The 20,366-nt window shown below is 36.5% G+C and carries 24 protein-coding genes; all 24 read left to right on the plus strand.

Features of this window, described 5'->3' with window-relative positions; translation table 11 throughout:
• Positions 1–14 precede the first annotated feature (14 nt).
• The 24 genes from DFQ00_RS05055 to DFQ00_RS05165 all read left to right on the plus strand — a co-directional run bounded on the left by DFQ00_RS05055 (position 15) and on the right by DFQ00_RS05165 (position 20,330).
• A complete protein-coding gene (locus tag DFQ00_RS05055; protein ID WP_110895102.1) occupies positions 15–338 on the plus strand; it encodes an HU family DNA-binding protein in 324 nt (107 codons plus the stop codon).
• 125 nt (positions 339–463) lie between these two features.
• Entirely contained in the window at positions 464–658 is a 195-nt protein-coding gene (locus DFQ00_RS05060; RefSeq protein WP_110895104.1) for a YonK family protein, read from the plus strand.
• An 11-nt stretch (positions 659–669) separates the two neighbouring features.
• The gene (locus DFQ00_RS05065) at positions 670–1,956 is read left to right on the plus strand and encodes a hypothetical protein (RefSeq protein WP_110895106.1); all 1,287 of its coding nucleotides are present in this window, start codon (positions 670–672) and stop codon (positions 1,954–1,956) included.
• Between the two features lie 169 nt (positions 1,957–2,125).
• A complete protein-coding gene (locus DFQ00_RS05070) occupies positions 2,126–2,767 on the plus strand; it encodes an AP2/ERF family transcription factor (protein WP_167433608.1) in 642 nt (213 codons plus the stop codon).
• Between the two features lie 191 nt (positions 2,768–2,958).
• On the plus strand, positions 2,959–4,014 hold the full coding sequence (locus tag DFQ00_RS29760; RefSeq protein WP_244213691.1) for a hypothetical protein: 1,056 nt from the start codon (positions 2,959–2,961) through the stop codon (positions 4,012–4,014).
• Between the two features lie 168 nt (positions 4,015–4,182).
• Positions 4,183–5,883 (plus strand): terminase, encoded by a 1,701-nt coding sequence (locus DFQ00_RS05080; protein WP_244213692.1) that lies wholly within the window; start codon positions 4,183–4,185, stop codon positions 5,881–5,883.
• A gap of 16 nt (positions 5,884–5,899) precedes the next feature.
• On the plus strand, positions 5,900–7,477 hold the full coding sequence (locus tag DFQ00_RS05085) for a hypothetical protein (RefSeq protein ID WP_110895110.1): 1,578 nt from the start codon (positions 5,900–5,902) through the stop codon (positions 7,475–7,477).
• Positions 7,474–7,650, plus strand: coding sequence for a hypothetical protein (locus DFQ00_RS29055; protein WP_167433609.1), 177 nt, complete (start codon positions 7,474–7,476; stop codon positions 7,648–7,650). The genes DFQ00_RS05085 and DFQ00_RS29055 overlap by 4 nt, the downstream gene beginning before the upstream one ends.
• The gene (locus DFQ00_RS05090; protein WP_110895111.1) at positions 7,637–9,076 is read left to right on the plus strand and encodes a coiled-coil domain-containing protein; all 1,440 of its coding nucleotides are present in this window, start codon (positions 7,637–7,639) and stop codon (positions 9,074–9,076) included. Before DFQ00_RS29055 ends, DFQ00_RS05090 begins: the two co-directional genes overlap by 14 nt.
• 25 nt (positions 9,077–9,101) lie before the next feature.
• Positions 9,102–9,551 carry a hypothetical protein gene (locus DFQ00_RS05095; RefSeq protein WP_110895113.1) on the plus strand — a complete coding sequence of 150 codons (450 nt, stop codon included), beginning with the start codon at positions 9,102–9,104 and terminating at the stop codon, positions 9,549–9,551.
• Between the two features lie 27 nt (positions 9,552–9,578).
• Positions 9,579–10,568 (plus strand): hypothetical protein, encoded by a 990-nt coding sequence (locus DFQ00_RS05100; RefSeq protein WP_110895114.1) that lies wholly within the window; start codon positions 9,579–9,581, stop codon positions 10,566–10,568.
• 65 nt (positions 10,569–10,633) lie between these two features.
• A complete protein-coding gene (locus tag DFQ00_RS05105; RefSeq protein ID WP_110895116.1) occupies positions 10,634–11,308 on the plus strand; it encodes a hypothetical protein in 675 nt (224 codons plus the stop codon).
• Positions 11,309–11,361: 53 nt separating this feature from the next.
• Positions 11,362–11,808 carry a hypothetical protein gene (locus tag DFQ00_RS05110; RefSeq protein WP_208643748.1) on the plus strand — a complete coding sequence of 149 codons (447 nt, stop codon included), beginning with the start codon at positions 11,362–11,364 and terminating at the stop codon, positions 11,806–11,808.
• Between the two features lie 5 nt (positions 11,809–11,813).
• Positions 11,814–13,022, plus strand: a complete 1,209-nt coding sequence (locus DFQ00_RS05115) for a hypothetical protein (RefSeq protein ID WP_110895120.1) — start codon at positions 11,814–11,816, stop codon at positions 13,020–13,022.
• A 12-nt stretch (positions 13,023–13,034) separates the two neighbouring features.
• Positions 13,035–13,544: a hypothetical protein gene (locus DFQ00_RS05120; RefSeq protein ID WP_110895122.1), complete on the plus strand. Its 510-nt coding sequence runs from the start codon at positions 13,035–13,037 to the stop codon at positions 13,542–13,544.
• A 19-nt stretch (positions 13,545–13,563) separates the two neighbouring features.
• The gene (locus DFQ00_RS05125; protein WP_110895124.1) at positions 13,564–14,034 is read left to right on the plus strand and encodes a hypothetical protein; all 471 of its coding nucleotides are present in this window, start codon (positions 13,564–13,566) and stop codon (positions 14,032–14,034) included.
• Between the two features lie 11 nt (positions 14,035–14,045).
• Positions 14,046–14,762 (plus strand): hypothetical protein, encoded by a 717-nt coding sequence (locus tag DFQ00_RS05130; RefSeq protein ID WP_110895126.1) that lies wholly within the window; start codon positions 14,046–14,048, stop codon positions 14,760–14,762.
• Between the two features lie 9 nt (positions 14,763–14,771).
• Positions 14,772–15,581, plus strand: coding sequence for a hypothetical protein (locus DFQ00_RS05135; RefSeq protein ID WP_110895128.1), 810 nt, complete (start codon positions 14,772–14,774; stop codon positions 15,579–15,581).
• A gap of 55 nt (positions 15,582–15,636) precedes the next feature.
• Positions 15,637–16,416: a glycosyltransferase family protein gene (locus tag DFQ00_RS05140; protein ID WP_110895130.1), complete on the plus strand. Its 780-nt coding sequence runs from the start codon at positions 15,637–15,639 to the stop codon at positions 16,414–16,416.
• On the plus strand, positions 16,379–17,386 hold the full coding sequence (locus DFQ00_RS05145) for a glycosyltransferase family protein (protein ID WP_110895132.1): 1,008 nt from the start codon (positions 16,379–16,381) through the stop codon (positions 17,384–17,386). The genes DFQ00_RS05140 and DFQ00_RS05145 overlap by 38 nt, the downstream gene beginning before the upstream one ends.
• Positions 17,376–18,347 carry a CgeB family protein gene (locus DFQ00_RS05150; protein ID WP_110895134.1) on the plus strand — a complete coding sequence of 324 codons (972 nt, stop codon included), beginning with the start codon at positions 17,376–17,378 and terminating at the stop codon, positions 18,345–18,347. The genes DFQ00_RS05145 and DFQ00_RS05150 overlap by 11 nt, the downstream gene beginning before the upstream one ends.
• Positions 18,348–18,361: 14 nt before the next feature.
• A complete protein-coding gene (locus tag DFQ00_RS05155; RefSeq protein ID WP_110895136.1) occupies positions 18,362–18,844 on the plus strand; it encodes a hypothetical protein in 483 nt (160 codons plus the stop codon).
• On the plus strand, positions 18,834–19,259 hold the full coding sequence (locus tag DFQ00_RS05160) for a hypothetical protein (RefSeq protein WP_110895138.1): 426 nt from the start codon (positions 18,834–18,836) through the stop codon (positions 19,257–19,259). The genes DFQ00_RS05155 and DFQ00_RS05160 overlap by 11 nt, the downstream gene beginning before the upstream one ends.
• Positions 19,260–19,328: 69 nt before the next feature.
• Positions 19,329–20,330, plus strand: a complete 1,002-nt coding sequence (locus DFQ00_RS05165) for a tyrosine-type recombinase/integrase (RefSeq protein WP_244213693.1) — start codon at positions 19,329–19,331, stop codon at positions 20,328–20,330.
• Positions 20,331–20,366 lie beyond the last annotated feature (36 nt).

The raw sequence follows: 20,366 nt of genomic DNA on the forward strand, positions 1-20,366 counted from the left end.
AGGGAGATATTTAAATGAATAAATCAGGATTGGTAAACGCAGTAGCAGAAAAAACAGGATTGACTAAAAAAGATACGGAACAAGTTATTAACGAAACTCTAGCAGCTATTACTGAAACTCTAGCAAATGGAGATAAGGTTCAACTCATTGGATTCGGTAATTTTGAAGTTCGCGACACAAAAGAACGTAACGGTGTAAATCCGAAACTCTTGAAAGAGCTAAAAGAACAAGGCGTAGATGAAGCGACCGCAAAAGCACAGGCAAGTGTATATATCCCTGCCTCCAAGAAACCCGCCTTCAAAGCCGCGAAAGCACTAAAAGATACTGTAAAAGAGTAATTCCATACAATATCATATAATTTTAACAATAAAAAAATACATAAATATACTTATCGGATGGGAGAGGTAATTCCTCTCTCCTATCCTCTTTCTATTACAATAAAATAATTTGGGGGCAATATAATATGGCAAAGAACAAGGATAGTAAAACAGTTAATCGTACGGGTACGTTTGATATGGATAAAATGCAAATCGTAGCCGAAAGTAAGGATGGATTTCAAACATATGACCTAAAGGCTCTACTTCAAGAATTTGATGGTGAGCAACTTTCTTTCACCCTTGCTTCAGATTTTAACCCGAGTCATTTAGTTAAAGAATAAGGGGTGATTAAATGACTACAACCCCAGAAAAGCTTCTTGAAATTGGGATTAAAAAGAGAAATGGAGATATTGTAGATAGTTGGTCTTCCCTTGCAGAAAACTTTGGTGACGGAATGTTTTCTGATGGTGAACAATATCGTTTATGGGTTAAGAATCGACTCAGGAATGAAGATAGAAATAAAAATAAAACTTTGTCTATTAAAGAAGACTTTAAAGAGTCTATTGAGATCAACAAAGATGGTTCACAAAGCAGCATTAAGCTCATCAAAATGTCTATTGAAGACTCTAAAGATGTAAATTATCTACTAAAGGCACACGGCTATGATACTGACCTGTGGGAGCTGACTTCTGCACGTTCGAATATTTGGAATTCATATTCTAAAAAAGATGGAATTATGCAACTATACTCCAGTAAAATATCCGTCAAGCCTAAGAAAGATGAACTATCGCTTGAGTCAATTCGTTCTGTATTCAAAGAAATGTCAGATATGTACGTTCGACCTTCACACAATCCTGTTCGTTATAACAAGAATGGTATGATGCTCGAAGTCTCCATTGCTGATATTCATCTTGGAAAACTAGCTTGGATGGGTGATTCAAATGATACATATAATTGGGAAATTGCGAGAGAGCGATTCTTCCATATCATTAATGATGTTCTAACTAGGACACAGACTTATAAATTCGAGAAGATTCTATTCTGTTGGAGCAATGATTTCTTCCATTACGATGGTTTAACTAAGACTACAACTGGCGGAACTCCTCAAGACACTGATTTAAAATTCGCACAAATGTATAAAATCGGAACCCAGATGTTGATTGAAGCAGTTGATTTGTTATCACAGTTTGCCCCAGTAGAAACTTTCTATGTCGGAGCCAATCATGATAAGTTGACAAGTTATGTCGCAACTGAGCATCTTGCTGCATGGTTTAGGAATGATACAAATGTAAAAGTGGACACTGACCCTAAGATTAGGAAATATATTGAATTCGGTAAATGCCTAATTCAATTTTCCCATGGACACGCTGAGGGTAAGCGAATTGGCGAAGTGATGCCCGTAGAAGCCAGAGAAGCGTGGGGAAGAACTGTTTATCATGAGGTTCATGCTGGACATTATCACTCAGAAAGAACTGTTACAAAAGATAATGGAGTAATTGTTCGCTATCTGAATTCACCTACTGGAGCTGACACTTGGCATTACGAGTCAGGATACGTTGGGGCATTAAAGGTTGGTCAATCGTTTATTTGGGACAAAGAATTGGGTCTGATGGATGCAATCTATACAACCGTAGAATAGATATAATTGGGTGACTCATTCTAGGGTGCACTCCTACTACCCTCCTATTTAATTTGTTTAGGAGGACGTAATCATTAAAAAGAATTATCGTATTGGTGAAATTGGTTACACAAACAATGGACAGAAAATGATAATAGTCTCATATAACAATGCGAAGAGTATTGGAGTAATGTTCGATGATGGATTCGTTTTGGAAGATGTATATTACGTAAATTTCAAAAGGGGAAGTATTACAAACCCGTACACTCCAAGTTTGTGTGGTGTTGGATTTATGGGATATGGAGAATTTGATTCAAATTACAAAGCTCACAATATATGGCGAGGGATGATAGAGAGATGTTACGGTACTAATAAGACTCGCGTAAAAGATACATCGTACTCTGATTGTAATGTTTCATCCGACTGGCATAATTATCAAAATTTCGCAAGATGGTATAACGACAATTACTATCAAATTGATGGACAAGTGATGATGCTAGATAAAGATATATTAACTAAGGATAACAAAACATACTCGGAAAATCATTGTATAATTGCACCAAATTCTATAAATATGCTGATCAACGGAAGAACAAGAACGGATAGTGGTGATACACCACTGGGTGTTTCGTATCATAAAAAAACAAAAAAATATCAAGCTAGTTGCAATAAAAACGGAAAACCGATTTATCTTGGGATATACGATACGCCACAAGAAGCACATACAGTATATAAACAATACAAAGAAAAATTAATTAAAGATATTGCCATCTCACTGCAAAGTAAAATTCCAGATAAACTATTTTCTTCTCTTATGGAATATGTAGTGTGATCTCAATTCTTATCACCTATAACATTAGATTGTAAACTATAAAAGAATACATAAATCGACTACCTGATTAAGTAAAGAATCGGGTTTTTTCTTATTTATTTTTACATGGGGAGATCCTGCCATAAGGTTCTTTAAACCGGACGCTCCCTCCTACCCCATGGTTTTTTAATCTACCTCAAGGAAGGTGAAATATGGGAGACACGAAAAAGACATGTGCATCTTGTAAAAGAAATATCACTATTTCGTCTAATTTTTATAAATCATACAGTAAATTCGATGCCGACAATCATATGCAAATCTGTCGCAAGTGTCTACGTGAAAGCATCGATTACAATAATATTCAGACAGTTAAAGACACTCTAACACAGATAAACCGCCCATACATTCACTCTATCTGGATTTCATCATCAGAAGAGGCTAAAAATAAGAATCAAGATCATTTTGGATTGTACATTAAAACAATTCAGATGAAAGATTTTCGAGATTTGACATGGAAAGATAGTGATGATGTTGAGGCGACTAAAAAAGCTTCCTCTTCTCCCACTCCCTCGAAAGAAAAAGAATCAGTTAATGATGAACTAAAAATTGAGCAGATTGAATCCGAACTACAAGACAATAATCGCCTCGATGTTATCAAAATGCTTGGTTATGACCCTTTTGAATTTGAAAATGATAGAGATAGAAGACACCTTTATAATAAGTTAGTCGATTTTCTTGATGAGGGAACATTGGAAGACGGCTTTAAATTACCTACAGTTATTGAAATTGTTAAAACTTTTAATCAACTCGATAAGATAAACAACACCATATCAAACATGACCACAGATGTTCAATCACTAACAACAAATGCAGGAACAATCAAATCACTCATCGACGCCAAAGATAAACTATACAAATCTGTACTTGCACTTGCCAAAGATAATGGAATTTCTGTAAACCACAATAACAATAAGAGCAAAGGTTCAGGAACGCTTAGCGGTATTATCAAGCAACTTCAGGAAAAAGGATTTGAGGAATCTAGCGTCAACTTATTCGATATAGAGACTTGTGCAGGGATGAGTCAAGTTGCTGATATTAGTAATGAAAGCATCTTCAAACAGCTTCAATTTGATGAAAATGACTACTCTGCAATGCTAATAGAGCAAAGAGAAATTATAGGTGATCTGAGTGGGAAAGTAACCAAATACGAAGAGGAAATAAGAGTTTTGAAAAAAGAACTTCTAAAGTTAACAGAGAAAAACATTTGACAATTACAGAATGAGGAAAGAATCTCCCTGTAATATTGGGGGTGATATGCTCTATGGATAATAAAAATATGTCTACACGTAAAATTGAAGGCTACTTAAAACTAGCTCAGATTATTCAATGGGGACGATAGCAAGAATCCTGTACGTTTTGTTGAGAGATTTTTCGGCATGGAGCTATTGGACTATCAAAAGTATGTATTTATGCAAAGCTGGTCTACTCCATTTGTATTGTGGTGCATGGGTCGTTCGAGTGGTAAAACCACTTTGGGTTCCCCGTTTATTATGGCAAAATCATTGCTAATTCCTAATTTTGAAGGATATATACTTGCTGGTGTAGGTTCACAATCTCAAGAAATGTTCATGAAGATTGAAAAGATTGCAAAACGCGAAATCGCCTCTTTTACTGGACTCACTGATATATTCTACAATGAGACAGTGAAGAGCTCTGCTAATACGGATGGATTCACTCACAATCCCGCATCATTCTCGTATAAGCTCTATAACGGTAGTGTTATAAGATCTCTAAATGGTTCCTTTGATAATAACAGGAGTAAGCGTAGTAATTTAAACTTTTACGATGAATCTGGCTTTGCCCCTGATGAGTTATTTACTACTTCTGAGCCATTTACCACACAAAATAGTGACTTTAGACTAGGTGGAGATGTAGACGTTACTCTCCTACCTAAACAATTCCCCAATCAACTGATATACGCCTCCTCTGCATCCTCTACTGACACATACTTCTATAGAAAGTATAAAGATTTTGCTAAGAAGATGTTTCTGGGTGACAAGCGCTATTTTGTTGCAGATATTAGCAGCGATGTTGTTATTAGCGCGACCTACAACGGCATTCTATACCCAGTATCCCTCCTCTCGCAAGAAAAAGTAGATACAGCCATGAGAGACAATAAAGAAAAAGCTATGCGTGAGTATAAAAACATTTTCACAACCGAGGGCTCCGATCAGCAAATTATTAAACGAGCAGCTATCATACGAAATTCCAAAGTGAGTGTTCCCGTGCTTGCAAATGAGGGGAAGAAAAAATTCGTGCTTGCTGTTGACCCTGCAAGACAACACGATAATTCGATCTGTACCCCTGCTGAGTTCTATTTTGATGAGAATGTTGGTTGGAAGATGAGTTTAAGTAACTCGGTAAGCTTTGTAGATATCGCCAAGAAGAAGAAGACACCAATGAAAACACCGGATCAAATCAAACATTTCAAAAACTTATTGCTAGATTATAATGGCAAGCAAGCTGCTGATTATGAAAATGTTATGCAAGTACTCATTGACTCTGGTGCAGGTGGATCTGGCGTTTCCTCTTGGGCTGATGGACTATTGGACGACTGGATTGATGAGCGAGGAGTTACCCATAAAGGACTAATCGACTCGAAGCACGATGAATACAAGATACATAATAGTAAATATCCAAACGCAAGCGAGATTTTAACTCTGGTTTCTCCTCAGAAATTCAAGAAAGACATGTTTGATGCGCTAATTGAAATGATGAGCTTAGATTTAATTACATTTACAGAGACGTACGACAACAAGGGATTTTTGACTCTTGTTGATGAAGATGGGGAAAGTAAACAATATAAACTTTCTTCAGATGAAGAAATAGCATTGGTTAATGTAGATATTGCTAAAGAAGAACTCGTAAGTATCTACTCCTTCAAGAGCACAAACGGCAGTGTAAGATATGATCTTCCTCCTGATAAATTAAATAAAATCGGGGATGACAGAGCTTATACAATTGCGATGTTGGCGTGGTATTTGCGGAATCTTAGACGTGAAAGTATTACTAAGAAAACTACAGAAAAAGTTGATTGGGCTAATGCACCATCTTTCATTTCTGCTGTTAATTTTTAAAGTATGGAGGTGAAAAATGTCCACATCCAGTGAAGACTTTGAGGTTGTTTATGCATCAAAGCCTGATGATGATACTGTTGTTTTAACTTCTCAAGACAAAGGAAAAGTTTGGCTTGAACAGGCCATGTTTCAATTTGGGAATAATTATAATCAGTATTCTTCTTTTCTTAATGAAAATTCGCTCAATCGAACTCAAATTACTCCTGAAGAATTAGATATGCTTGCAGATAATGCGCAGAACGATTTAGAGAAGATTAAGAAGATTAATTCTATTATTCGTTTTTACATCAATAAGGACGATCTAATTGGCCTAGTTTATGAAACGATAGAAAGTAATATAAACACAGATTATAGATTGTCTTTTCCAGAAGTTGACGGTGAAATAGACAGCTCAAAAAGGGCAAAAGATATCATCGAAAAGTTCAATTCACAGATAAATCTAAAACATCTGATGCGCAAGTCCATTCCACTTGCTTATTCCGAGGGCAATTACCCTATGTATTTGCGTTCTAAGAACAATAGTTATGTAGTCGATCATTATCCGCTAGGAGTCGTAGAGGTTAGTGATTACGAGATTGATGGCGAACCTGTTTTATTAATTAATATGACCGAACTTAAATCAAGATTACAAAAAACAAACAAGAAAAGTAAAAAAGGTAAGAGTCTTTTCTTTGATAAGCTTGAGGATGAAATTAAGAACAATTATCCTCCAGAAGTCTATAAAGGTCTCCAAGAAAAAGATACATATGTCAAACTAGATATTAAGAAGTCTGGAATTATTCGTTTGAACAACATGAACAGAAAGTATGGTCTAACCTCAATTTTTCGCGCGCTAAAATCCTCTCTCATGCTTGAAACATTTGAGCGTACAGATCGAATAAATGCTAAAGCAAAAGCCAAGAAGATCATCTTTCAAAAACTCCACAAAGAAATATTGGGTCAAGATTACAATAAACAGGCATTTGAAGAAATGGCATATGCACACACCAACCTTATGTCTGCTTGGAAAAATGAGACAGTAGTTTATACTGGAGCTGCCTTTGTTGAGGACGTTAAATATGTCGAACCTAAGACGGAAAATATCAATATTGAGAATGTAAATTATCATCGTAACAAGCAGATGACTTCATTAGGTATTAACTTCCTTAATGTTGGCTCAGGACAATCTTACACCACAGCAAATATCTCAATTACTGAACTGATGAAGACCATAAATAAAATATCAGAGCAGTTAGAAGATATTCTTGAAAAATGGTACAAAGTAGTCCTTGAGACCAACGGCATCTCTCTAGAACATTGTCCTTCCATTAGGTTAATTGATTCCGAAGAGTTAAATAAAGAATTAAAACTTAAACTTGCAGAGTTGTTATATAGTAAATTCAACTCCTCTTATGAGACTGCTTATGGCCTTTTGGGAATTAACGTTGAAGATGAAAAACAACGAAGAATTAAAGAGAACGATGAGAATTATGATGACATATTCACGCCTCGTTTAACCGCCTATACCAATTCAGGCGATAAATCTTCTGGCAGACCTGTTAACAATAAAGATCCAGATAAGCAATTGCAAGATCAAGATAGGAGAAATTCATGATTGATCAGATTGTAACTTGTCCCTGCTGTAAACATAAGTTTCCAACTAATGATCTGATGCACCCTGTGCCCAAAGTAGACGAAAATAATATTGATTTAATTAAAGAAATTTCTAAAACTTTCAATATTGAATTAGCTGAAGGAGGTGATAAGAAAGAAAATGGAAACAATTAAGTTCACAAGCCAATTTAAATTAGAAATTAGTGAGTCTGGGGCAGACACCCTAGATGGAAAATTTATTATTTGCGATTTCAACCCAAATGATAATGATGTTGCTCTCACTCGTGACACCATCGACACATGGATTTCAACGCTAATTAACAAGCCGCTTGTTGGGAAAATAATTACGACCACAAACGGAGCTGATTTTTCTGGACACAACATGAAAATTGTAGAAAAGGTTGATGACAACGGCGATAAGTATCAAGAAGTTGAATTTGACACATCTGCATTTGGCAGTTTCTACAAAGTTGAAATCGAAACTATCGATGATATTGAGTACATAGTTGCTTACGCAAAGATATGGAAGAGATTTAGTCAGGCTTGCGAAGTGATTACAAATAGGATGTCTTCTGGGGATGGTATTAAAACGTCTTGGGAAATTCAATCACTGGAAAGTCATTATGAAACTATAGATGGAAAACAGATCAAATATATCGACAACGGTAATTTTATTGGTCATGCCCTACTCGGTTCTACAATTAGACCCGCCTACCCTTCTAGTGGACTTCTTAATGTCGCCTCGCAAGATACAGATAATGAGCTATCCAAAGCTCTAGTAAATGATATATCCGAACACATAAAAAAGGAGGAAAATGAATTGCCTAAAAAAGTAGTCCATGTCTCTGCGCTTACTACTAGGGACTTGCATCAAAAAGTTTATCAAGCTTTAAACCCGAAGGGCTGGAATAGTAATCCTTACTACAGCATTTGGGAGATATACCCTGAAGAACATAGAATTCTGGCTTATGATATCGAACGAGAATCAGAAGATGATTATTTGGTCGTCAATTATACAGTCGATGAAGATACCGTTGTTCTTGGTGAGATCAAAAATACGAAATTAAGTACTTTGATTGCAGAAAAGACTAATGTAAATATTAGCGTGGATTTAAATGAAGCAGCTAAATTGATTGCAGATAAAGAAACGACTAACAAAGAATTAAGCGAGTCGATTAAAGAACTTACTTCGGAGGTCGAATCTAAAACAGAAGCATTAGTTGAAGCGGCTTCAAAAATTACCGAGCTTGAAAGTGAAGTTAGTGAGCTTAAGCCTTATAAAGAAAAAGTGGAAGCCGCTGAACTTGAACAGCGTGAAGCAGAAACAGCTAGTAAAAAAGAAGAGCTCAAGACCCTTGCATCAACAGGCAATTACATCTCTAGCGAAGAGATTGAAACTTCAGAATTGATTGCAGAATTAATCGCTAATCTTGATGAAAAGGGTATTAAAGCTCTGATTGCAGAACGTATGATGCAGAAACTAGCTAAAGATCCTAAGCATATCGATGTTTCAACTGCCACAAGCACCAAAGCTAATATTCTTAATGATGATGAAGCACTTGATCACAGCAAAGTTATGGCTTCATTCTTTAACAACTAAAACATATATTTGGAGGATTTAATAAATGCTAAGACGACTAGAAGTACATGTACATAAAGCAGCAGACGCTACATTCCAAGCAGCTACACCAACAGTCCGAGGACGACTTGCTCAGAAGGATTTTTCCACAAAAACTATTGTGTCTCCAACATCACAAGAAGGTCTCTATTGGGTGAACAAAGATAACTACCCTACTGGCCTCCTAAGTCTCGAAGGAGAGCTTTCAGATTATGATGTTCGTTTAGAGAATGTCAAAGCTGGCGAATTTGTTGTACTTGAAAAACCACTTCCGGGCGAAGTGTATGCTACCGACCAAATCGCACTAACTGGACTTGCAGAAGGAGACTACCTCGAAGTTGAAACGTCAGGAGATAATGCTGGGCAACTAAAGAAAAGTGCGGCTACATCGCAATTTAAGTTTCGAGGCACGAAGGTTGATAACGGTCACACACTCGGACGAGTAGAAATTCTATAATACATACTATTGGAGGAAAACAACAATATGCTACATACTGAAATTGCAAGTTTGATGAATGAAAAAGGTAAAATGTACGAATGGGCGTCAAAAGTGGATTACAAGAAATCACTTTCTGCCGAAGATAAAGACATCTCTCAAGTTGTTGATGCTTGGGCAAGAAACATTGGCGAAAAAGGATCTGATCCAAATCTAGAACTCTCAAATTTTATTGTTAAAATTGTAAATCCAGAGATTTACGATGTTCCAGATGAGTTGCTCGATGCTATGTTTGACCGTGGTTCTATTGGTGAGTTTGATGATTACAAAATGAACGAAAATCCAAAAAACACACTTGTTGCTCACGATGCAGCTAAAGGTGGTAACGTAGAGAAATCATACATTGATGTTAAAGCGGCTGCCCCAGTTTGGAAACATAAGCAAGTTGAGACTGAAATTTCTTACGCAGACCTACGTAGAAATGGATTTAAAACAGTAGCTAATTTAACTGTATTTGCGAAAGAAGCTCTTCAGAATAAGATGTTCTTTGATATCTTCTCTCAAGTCGATGCTGCAATTGCTGGTGGTGAGCAACTAATTAATGCTGGTGGTTCAAATTTGACAACTACGGCTATGGATCAATTGTCTCTATATTTGATTGATCGAGGAGAAAATCCATTCACAGTTTCTTTGTCCAAGTACGCTCAACAAATTGCGCGTATGAGCGGTCATGCCCCATACATGAGCGAAGAAATGAAAAATAACTTTAACCGTTATGGCCTTGTAGACTTCTACAATGGTGTTCGTGTTGGTCAAATTTCTGGAGCTAAACGTACTGGTGACGACATGCAGCTCCTACCTGATAAGCGCGTGTTTGGTATTGCAGGTAAAATCGGTGCACTAGACATGCGCGGACAAGTTCGTGTCTATGAAACATTCGACAACCAACGTGAACAAGTACAGCTTAAAATTACTGGATTTGAGTTTGGTACTGCAATCAATAAAATTGATAAGATTGCCAAAATCGTTTTAACATAAAAATAATAATATTGGCGGTGGAGAGTAAATTCTTTACCGCCTTTTCTTTTTGGGAGTGAATTAATATGGATGTAGTTGATAGTTCAATTATTGATGTTCTAAATTATTCGGATAGTTGTGTAGTGGTCTCCACTCACATTAAACCTGATGGCTATTTGTTTGACCCTGCTATTGATGATCACCCCTTTGCATTACAACTTTCATTTGCCGAGATCAGAGGAATCAACAGCCAATCGAATCTCTTTCGTGAGGGCTTTTTGAGATTTCGAGAAACCGAACAAAAGAGTATCTATGAAAAACTTGGAATTAGGAATTATGAGTCTATCCTGACTGACGAAGATATCAGACATAGTATCCTAAATCCAACTAAAGATGGACTTGAACGATTCTTGAAAATTCAATCATCTTCTATGTTTGAGCGTATTAGAGGCATGCTTGTACAGTTAGAAAATTCGAATAAGTATGATATCTCGACTCGTGTGAAAAATGTCATTACGGAACGATACAAAGAACTGTATAACGGGAAGAAAATTACTGAAATTGTCATTAGGCCTACTGCATATGAAACTGCGAAGGTTGAAGAAAATGACTCAAATAGTAAAGTGAATGAACTTGAGTCACAAATTGCAGAACTTAAGAAATTGTTGGAGCTTTCTATTAAAAAAGATAGTGATAAAAACGATATCGCAAATGAAGAACCTAAGACGACTCGAAAAACTCGAAATCAGAGTAGTGAGTAGAGGTGTAGCACATGCCAACTCCTTTTGATACTTTATTCAACACCTTCTTTAGCATGATTGAAAAGGACTTAGACTTCTTTAGCTACAGCAACGTAAGTAACGATGAAGCAATGGTTATTGCAAGATCTCGTGCTAGGGACTATCTTCTGGAAGCTGCTACGAAAATAAAGCTGACCACTAGTTCAGATATTGATTTCAACGTAGATGTCAACAATGAAACAATGTGCGACGATTTAACTATGACAGAGATTAATCTCTTAGCTTCGCTCATGAAGGAAAAATACTTTGAGCGTGATTTTTCTTTACTTAAAGCATTTCAGATACAATTTAGCCCTAAAGATTTACAGGTATTTAGTCCAGCCAATGAGAGAAAAACCTTTATGGATATGTTCGAATCAATTAAGCGTGATAATGCTGTACTGATGGACAATTACTCTTCTAGGGACAGATCGACGGGTAAGCTAAAAACAATTGACTATCAAGCTTATCAATTCGAGTGATAATTATGGATATCAACTATTTTCTGAAAATAAACAATGCTTTTGCGATAGAAAATAAAAGGGATATCGCTATCAATCGAACTCGAAATCAGATTTCAAGAAACTTCAATAGCAATGTTCAGACTATTAATGTCGAGATAAATGATGAGCCTCGCACAATATCGATAAGTTCAAGCACCAAAAACAACATATTAACTATATCTACGAGCCCTGATCAAAATGACCTTTTACCGGGAGATAGTGTTAGATGGGATAAAGAAATTTGGCTGGTTACTGAAAAGAAACCCAACAACATTTTTATTTCTCAGGCAATAATGGAAAAATGTAATTTTGACCTTAAATGGATTGATTCCGAAGGCTCTATACAAACTTACCCTTCTGTTCTATATTTTAATGCCCGTTCCAATTTTGGTACGGAAGAAGATAAGACTATGAATCTTCCCGCAGGTCGTCGACAAATCACTATACAATCCAATGAGCATACAGTCAAAATCAGGCGTGATGTAAGGTTTATTGTAGGCAACGAAGCATTCAAGGTAATCGATACGGACTTTATGTCTGATGATGGACTTGTCAATTTAAGTTTACAATCAGATCAAATTGATCCAGTCAAAGACAATCTTGAATTGGGTATTGCTGATTACCATAAGTTGAGCAAGTATGAGTTGCTTATCCTCAATGACAATCCACTGTCTTTAAGCATCAATCAAACCGCTAGAATCAATGTCCGAGTAATGAGAAATGGATCAGAAATAAGTGATCCGCAAATTGTATACTCTAGTTCGAATACTGATTTGATTAGTGTGGATGAGCAAGGAATCATTACTATCCATGAATCAGGCGAAACAAATGTTACTGTTTCAGCTTATGGCATTGAGAAACAACTGAATATTTATGTAGCACCCACCATCCATTATGATTATGCAGCTACAATAGACGGAGCAAATGATATTTACTTAAACCGTGAGTCTACTTATGTAGCTAGTTTTTATAATAATGGAATTAAAATTTCTGATGAAAGTTCATTTTCATTAACAAATTTGGATGGCTCCCCTACTCTCCTCGCATCAATATCCTCGCAAGATCCTATAGCAAATACATGTACAGTCAAGGCAAACAGTAACCGTAAATTGGGTACTGTTATTTTGCATGTCAAAAATGCTAATGGACTGTCCAACGGACAAAGAGAAATAAAAATTAAATCACTAATATAAAGGAGTGTGTTCATGGGTCAAAGTATTGTTCGCTTTGGTGAACTGAAACCAGAGAATTACACAGAGGGTTTGAATAACGCATGGATTACCTTCTCTGCTCTCCCCTACTCGCGTCAACATTCATCTGGTATTGACGGTGACATTGTAATCAGTGCTACGCCAACCGTAGAAATCGTTGATGTTGACTTGGATGTAGCAATCAATTCACAATATGAATTCGCTTATTCAATTGGGACAGATAACAAATTGAAGATGGCTTTTGATAAGACTAAGTATAGTAAAGCATCGGCAATCGAAACGCTCAAATGCATCAGCATCACTTATGAATTGGGACATCTTGAAGCAAACGGTGGACTATATGTGGCGATTGCCAGAAACAGTCTAGGGGAAGAAGTGCATCGTACTGTTCCACAGACACTAGATCAGCTAAAGAACGTTATTTCAACTTTTGATGACACACGTTCAGTTGACGTGAGTGGATTCTTGAGTTATCAAATTGTACGGGATTATCGGGTTACTTAACCTCTAAGGAGGTGTACACATGTCAAGGTTTGAAAGTTTGGCTAGGGATAAGATTACGGTGATTGAGGAAATTGCCTCATCGCAAGAAATTTTAAAAGCTTTAGTACATAATGAAGGCAATTTCTTAGACAAAGAAGACGTCGATGTTGACTCAGTTATGTACAAACATATCTTCCCTTATAGATTTATTCCGAAAACTTCAGAGAAAATGAAGACCTATATAACCATCTCATTCGGTAGGTATAAAAATGTTGAAGGGTCATTTAAATCTGGGATAGTAAAGTTCAATGTTTTCACTCATCAGGATCTTTTCTGTACAGACTACGGAACATTGAGAACCGACTACATAATTATGAAATTAGATGAGTTGTTCAATAAGAATAAGAAGTTAGGTATTGGCAAAGCAGAGTTCTATGACATGGATGAATTGAGTGTCAATACTGATTATCATGGATCTTATGTTGCCTATAAAACATATGATTTTAATTGAAGGATATTGCTATGGATGAACAAGACATCAAGTTTAAACTTCTTGGTAATAGGAGTGTCACTATAGAGGGTGCTGGAAATATATATATTCCATCCATAAGAGATATTTTTGACTTAAACATGTCTATTTACAATGAATACCTTTCAGCCTTACTCATAGATAAGTCTGCCTTAGAAGCGGAGGTTGATGAAGACATTTCAAATTTTGATGTGTTTATAGTCAACTGCTATCACAATTATTCCTTCAAAGAAGTTTCATTTAAAGCACTAAATTTATTCTTTAAGTCAGAGCCGTCTATCGCTATGGAAGGCGATGATGTATTTGTAAAAATATCTGAAGGCAGAATAGACAGAAACAACTTCTCTCTGTTGCAAAAAGTACTAATGCTTGGTAATAACGTCAAACTATCATCTCCTGAATCAGAATATAAGCCAGCAAATTCCAAAGCCAGAAAAATGATAGAAATGATTATGAAGAACAAGAAAAACAAGCCGCCACCAAAAGAAAAGATGGATCTGTTTAGTATAGTATCGGGATTGATCTGGAAGGACAACGGTCAGAGTATCGACAGTATCTTAGATATGAATATCTTCCAAATTTACAACGGCCTACATACAACCGATAAGATCGAAAATATCTCCCATACTGTGACTGCGCTATATGCTGGCACTATTGATGGCAAAAAAATTAAACTGTCCGATATGCATTGGGCGAATAAGATGGAGTGATTATAATAAATGTCTACACCAAATGTATGGGCAATTCGTGAAGTGGCATTAGCAACCTTCTACGATAAGAAAACAAAAAAAGCAAAGATTCAACTCACAAACTTGAAGACATCTGGTATTGAAAACACCGCTGATATTTCATATGCGATGGGCGGTCAAGGTAATAACAAAATTGTAGGATTTTCTGGTAACCGTGGCGGTAGAATTGCATTGCAGGATGCCGTGTTTACAAATGAAGTTATTGCCATGATGACTGGTAATGATATTAAAAAAGGTGAAACACCAGTTAAATATCGCGATGTGCTCAAAGTAATGAATGATAAAGCAACACTTACATATACTCCGGCAACTCCTGTATTGGGAGCTGATGTCTTGAACTCCGTTTACACTTTAAACCCTGATCAGACACATGAGGAAGAAATTGTGGTCACATCAACTTCTACTGCTGGAACAGGTGAATATGCGATTGTTGGCAAGGAGTTGACATTTAATGTTGGTGAATTTGCCGATGGTACAGAAATTGTTGCTTACTACACTACTCAAAGTGGTGCATCTGCTAAGACTATTACTGTTTCCTCAGATAAATTTGCTGGTACATATGAAGTAGTATTGGATTGCTTGGTTCGTAATGTGATTGATAAACAAGACTATGCTGCTCAGATCCATATCTCCGATGCAAAAATGGAAGACAACTGGAATCTTGATATGGCTGCTGAGGGAGACCCTTCTGTCTTTGATATTCCAATGGAGATTCTCAAGCCAGTTGATAAAAAAGAGCTATATACTATGACGATTTATGATGCAGAAGAAATGGTTTAATTATTTTAGGGGCTGAGTCTAATTGGCTTAGCCCTATTTTTTTCTAGGAGTAAACATGAAAACAATTACAATAGCTGCACCAGTACGAAATAGAGAATGGATTCTTCCCCAATATTTATTGAAGATTTTTGAGATCAATTACCCCAAATCTTTAATCGATCTACATTTCGTTGTTAATGATAGTTTAGACAAAACATTTGAATTTCTGACAGAATTTAAAAAAGACAATAAAGGCTTGTACAATAACATTAGAATCGATGTAATTAACAATAATTCACCCGAAGATGAACGAGAGTTTTCGGTAAGAAACAAATACATATATAGAAGTTTGAGCAACTTAAAGAATTACATTATGAGCAAAGTTCGAACCGATAAATTGATTTTTATCGATACAGATATCCTTGTAAAACCTGATGTTATTACTAAGTTACTCAAGCATGGGAAAAAGATCATATCGGGATTGATTTACAATGGATATTTGACCAATAAAGATAAGCCATATCTATATCCAAATATTATGCAGTTGGATGATAATGGTCAATATCGGCATATAACAAACTATCATGTTAAGACTGCTCCTGCCCTACTCTGTTCTAAGCTGCAACGAGTGGACTTAACGGGAGCAGTCATTTTATTGGATAAATCAGTTTATAAGTCTATAAAATACGGATTTCATCCACAAGGCGAAGACGCATATTTTTGTAAGATGGCTCAAGACAATGGCTTTGAGCTTTTTTGTGATTTGTTTGCCTATAGTCAGCACATTATGTCTGAACAACAATTAAGGGAGTTTATGAATGAAGCAAAAAACAATACTCTACTTCCCCGTCCTTAACTGGGAATTTTTAAAACAACGTCCACAACAGATACTTTCACAGTTTGCACGTAACGGATGGACAGTTTACTTTTGCAATAACACTCAATCCGAGAAGCCTATTGAACAGGTTGAACCTAACATTTATGTAATCCATAATTTCGAATCCTTCATGAAAGATGTCAAACACGGGAAGTATAAAATCGATGTGGCTTATGCTACATGGGCAAAATCAGCCGAACACTTTGATAAGGTGAATGCAAAAATCAACATTTACGATAGTATCGACGAGTTTCCAGATTGGGAAATGTATGAAGAGTTTGCCGTAAACAGTGCAGACATAATGCTTACTTCAAGTCAGAGACTGTATGATATCAGAAGCAAAATGCACGACAATGTTCATCTTGTTCGCAATGCAGCTCCATCTGAATATATCAATAAACCATCTAATAAACCTAAGGAATATGAAGATATCGATGGCCCCATTGTTGCGTTTGTTGGTGCTTTAGGTTCGTGGACGAGTACATATTTGATTAAGAAAGTAGCTGAGAAATACCCTACTGTGTTTGTAGGATTGGAGTTTGGTAAGCAGTGTCCCTCAAATGTCATCAATCTAGGATGTAAGAATCATGATGAGCTATACGATTATTACGCTCAAGCAGATGTTTGCCTCATCCCCTTCAATACAAAAACAAATATTACTCAATCCGCCTCTCCGGTTAAGATGTATGAACACTTGGCTGCTGGAACAATTACTGTAGCAACAAAATGGCATGAAACAGATCTCTATCCATCGGCAGTGCTTACCGCAGAAAATGATGAGGACTTTCTCGCTAAGGTTGATGAAGCAATTGCCAAATCTAAAGTAGAAGGATTTAGAGATGAAGCTAAACGGATTGCATCGGAAAACACTTGGGAAGTGCGTTTCAAACAAATTGAAAAAGCTATTGAGGATTATACACTGAAAAGTGGTGTTGTGATTGGGTCTTAAAGTTTTATTTACGAACAATTCATCTCTGATCAAATATGGAATTGCTTCAGGCTTTAAAAATCTTGGACATGAAGTACATATTATGGATGGCAAATATCAATTATGGGACAAGGATAAGGAAACTCAGGTTGAACTTATTAAGAAATACATAGAGAACAATCATGTAGATATCGTATTTTCTGAGTGTTTCGCCAACTTTGCTGAAGGCATATTTGAACACACAAAAGAAAAGGGAATATTCCATGCATTTTGGGCAATTGAGGACACACCTTTTGATCATTGGATTGGTGATTATTGGTCTGATTATGCTGATTATATTTTTACAACAACTGCTGAGTGTCTTCCTAACTACTGGAACAAAGGTAAACAAGCTGAGTTGATGTTGTTTGGATGTAATCCTGACTTTCATAAGCGAGTTGATTCAGGAATACAAAGAGATATTGTGCTTATTGCAAATAACTATGAGCGCAGATTTGAACAAACTCGAAAGTTCATCATGCCAGTTGTTGAGCGTGGTTATGATGTGAGCATCTTTGGTAATGAGTGGTGGATGGATGAAGACCGCGAGGCAAATTTGCTAAGTCACCCTTCCACCTACAAGGGATACGGTGCATACGAAGATCTCCCCTACTTGTATTCAACAAGCAAGATAATTCTAGGACAAAATTTAGATGATAAGTCAATTACTCAAACGTCAATGAGACCTGCGGAAAGCTTAGGAATTGGAGGAGGTATTCTGATCTCCCCTTTTACTCCTGCTCAGCAATATCTATTCCATGATCATGTCTATTTGCCTAGGAATACTGATGAGATGTTATTAATGGTTGATGAAGTATTGGGTATGACAGATATACAACGTGAACAGAAGGCTAAAAAAGCACAAGAATTCGTGTACAAGTACCACAATTATAACTTGAGAGCTGAACAAGTGATCAATGCTTATCATGGCTACAAGCCATAAAGGGAGATGAATAAATGGCAAAATCAAATAAACTTACGATGGCAAAACTTAATGCTGTCGATAGTAAGAATAATCAGCGCAAAACAATCTATGTGACATCTGAGAACTATGAAGTAAACGTGCATACATATTTTCGTGAGTCGTTGATGGAAGATGCAGTAACAGAGTACATTGCTCTAGTTGAAGAATTGCGAACTCAGACAGAGCTAGACGATGTGTTAATTCGTGGAACATTGAGTTTATTTAACGTGTTAGTGATGAAAAAATTTACCGATCTCCCATTTCCTAAGCAAATGGACTTGGGAAGTCTGATTAGCATTTCACGAAAATTTATGGACAACGGGATTACTAATGAAGTAATCAACTCATTCCCTAAAGAAGAGCTGGACAAACTTGAACAAAGATTTAAAGCAGCTCAGCAGCAAGCAGCTAAAGTAATTGCTGAAATGGCTGTAGCTTCAGTTGCTCAAGCTCAGGAAATCTCAGATGCAGGTTAAGACACAACAGGATTTAATTAAGTTTCTACAAAAGTTGAATCAACCTATTGCAAAAGCATTGAGTGATGATGTAGCTAGGACAGTTAAGCAGACCATGAAAGAAAAAGTTAAAGAAGAAGTCTATGACGTGTATGAACCAACAATGTATTCACGTACTGGAGTATTGGGTAGTGAGGAAAGTATGAAGTCTGAATTGATTAATGAAACAACTCTAGTAGTTGAAAATGTACGTTCAGATGGAGACAGGAATGTTGCTGAAGTCGTGGAGAGCGGCCAGAATTATCAATTTGGATTTGAGTATGCAGGAGTACCACGTCCATTTACTGAGGCAACACGTGAAGAGTTGAGAAATACTGGTGCTCACAAAGCGGCTATGTATAAAGGTTTGAAATCTCAAGGAATTACACTGAAATAATAAAACACAGGGAGCGTGTTATTTATGGCATTGGAAAGTTACGATCAATATACATAAGGATGATGTTAATTGAGTAAAAAAGAAGTTAAGCAAAACACATTGCGTGAACCAGCTAAGAAACAAGCAGAAGTAACTGAGGAAATGTGGCTACAAGTAAATGAGGATTATAGATTAATTGTAGATGAATTTATCTCCGTACAAGATCTCTCCCCTGCTTCAAGAAAGCAATATACAAGTGTGCTTCGACAATTTGGTTGGTATCTTTTTAGTTCAATGAATGACAAGCCATTTTATAAGATCACTAAACGTGATTTCTTGCGGTATCTAAGTTTCATACGTGACAATCGTAAAATGTCCTCCTCAGCAATTAGTTTGAGAAAATCTGTTGTATCTAGTCTTTGCAACCACATTGAAAATATTATCGCAGACGAAGAAGAGAATTATAAAGGTTTTAGAAACTTTACTCGTGGACTCCCTGCTATCGCGCGGAATAGAGTTTATGAGAAGGTTAAAGTTACCAAAGATGAATATGACTCAATGATGAAGATTCTTGAAGAAGATCAAAACTGGCTAGGTATGGCATGGCTTGCTACAGCTTTCCTTGTAGGTGCTAGACGTTCAGAGATCATTCAGTTCAAGTCGGAAATCATGGACTATAAAGTTCCTGAAGGCCAGAACTATGTACTATCTCACGTAGTTCGCGGTAAGGGCCCTAGCACCGATGGTAAACCACTCGAATATATGGTTCCATTAGAGGTTTTACCATATTGGCAAAAGTGGATTGATACACGAGGTTACGAAAGCGAATTTGTTTTTACAACTAGATATGGCAATGAGATAAAAGCGATGTCTTCTGCATGGGCTAATGATTTCTGTACCAATGTTTTATCAGACATGTTAGAGCGTAGAATCAATGTACATATATTTAAAAACTCATGTATCACATATTTGCTAGAATCTGGCGTGCCGATGCATTTGGTATCTAAATATGTCGCCCACCACAATGATATTTCAACAACACAGATTTATGACTTGAGAGATTTCGAAGAAGAAAAGAATCAGATTTTCTAATTTAAACACTGTAAAATTACCATTTCATTTTGATTT

Source organism: Paenibacillus barcinonensis (genome assembly GCF_003217495.1).
GTDB classification, from domain to species: Bacteria; Bacillota; Bacilli; order Paenibacillales; family Paenibacillaceae; genus Paenibacillus; species Paenibacillus barcinonensis.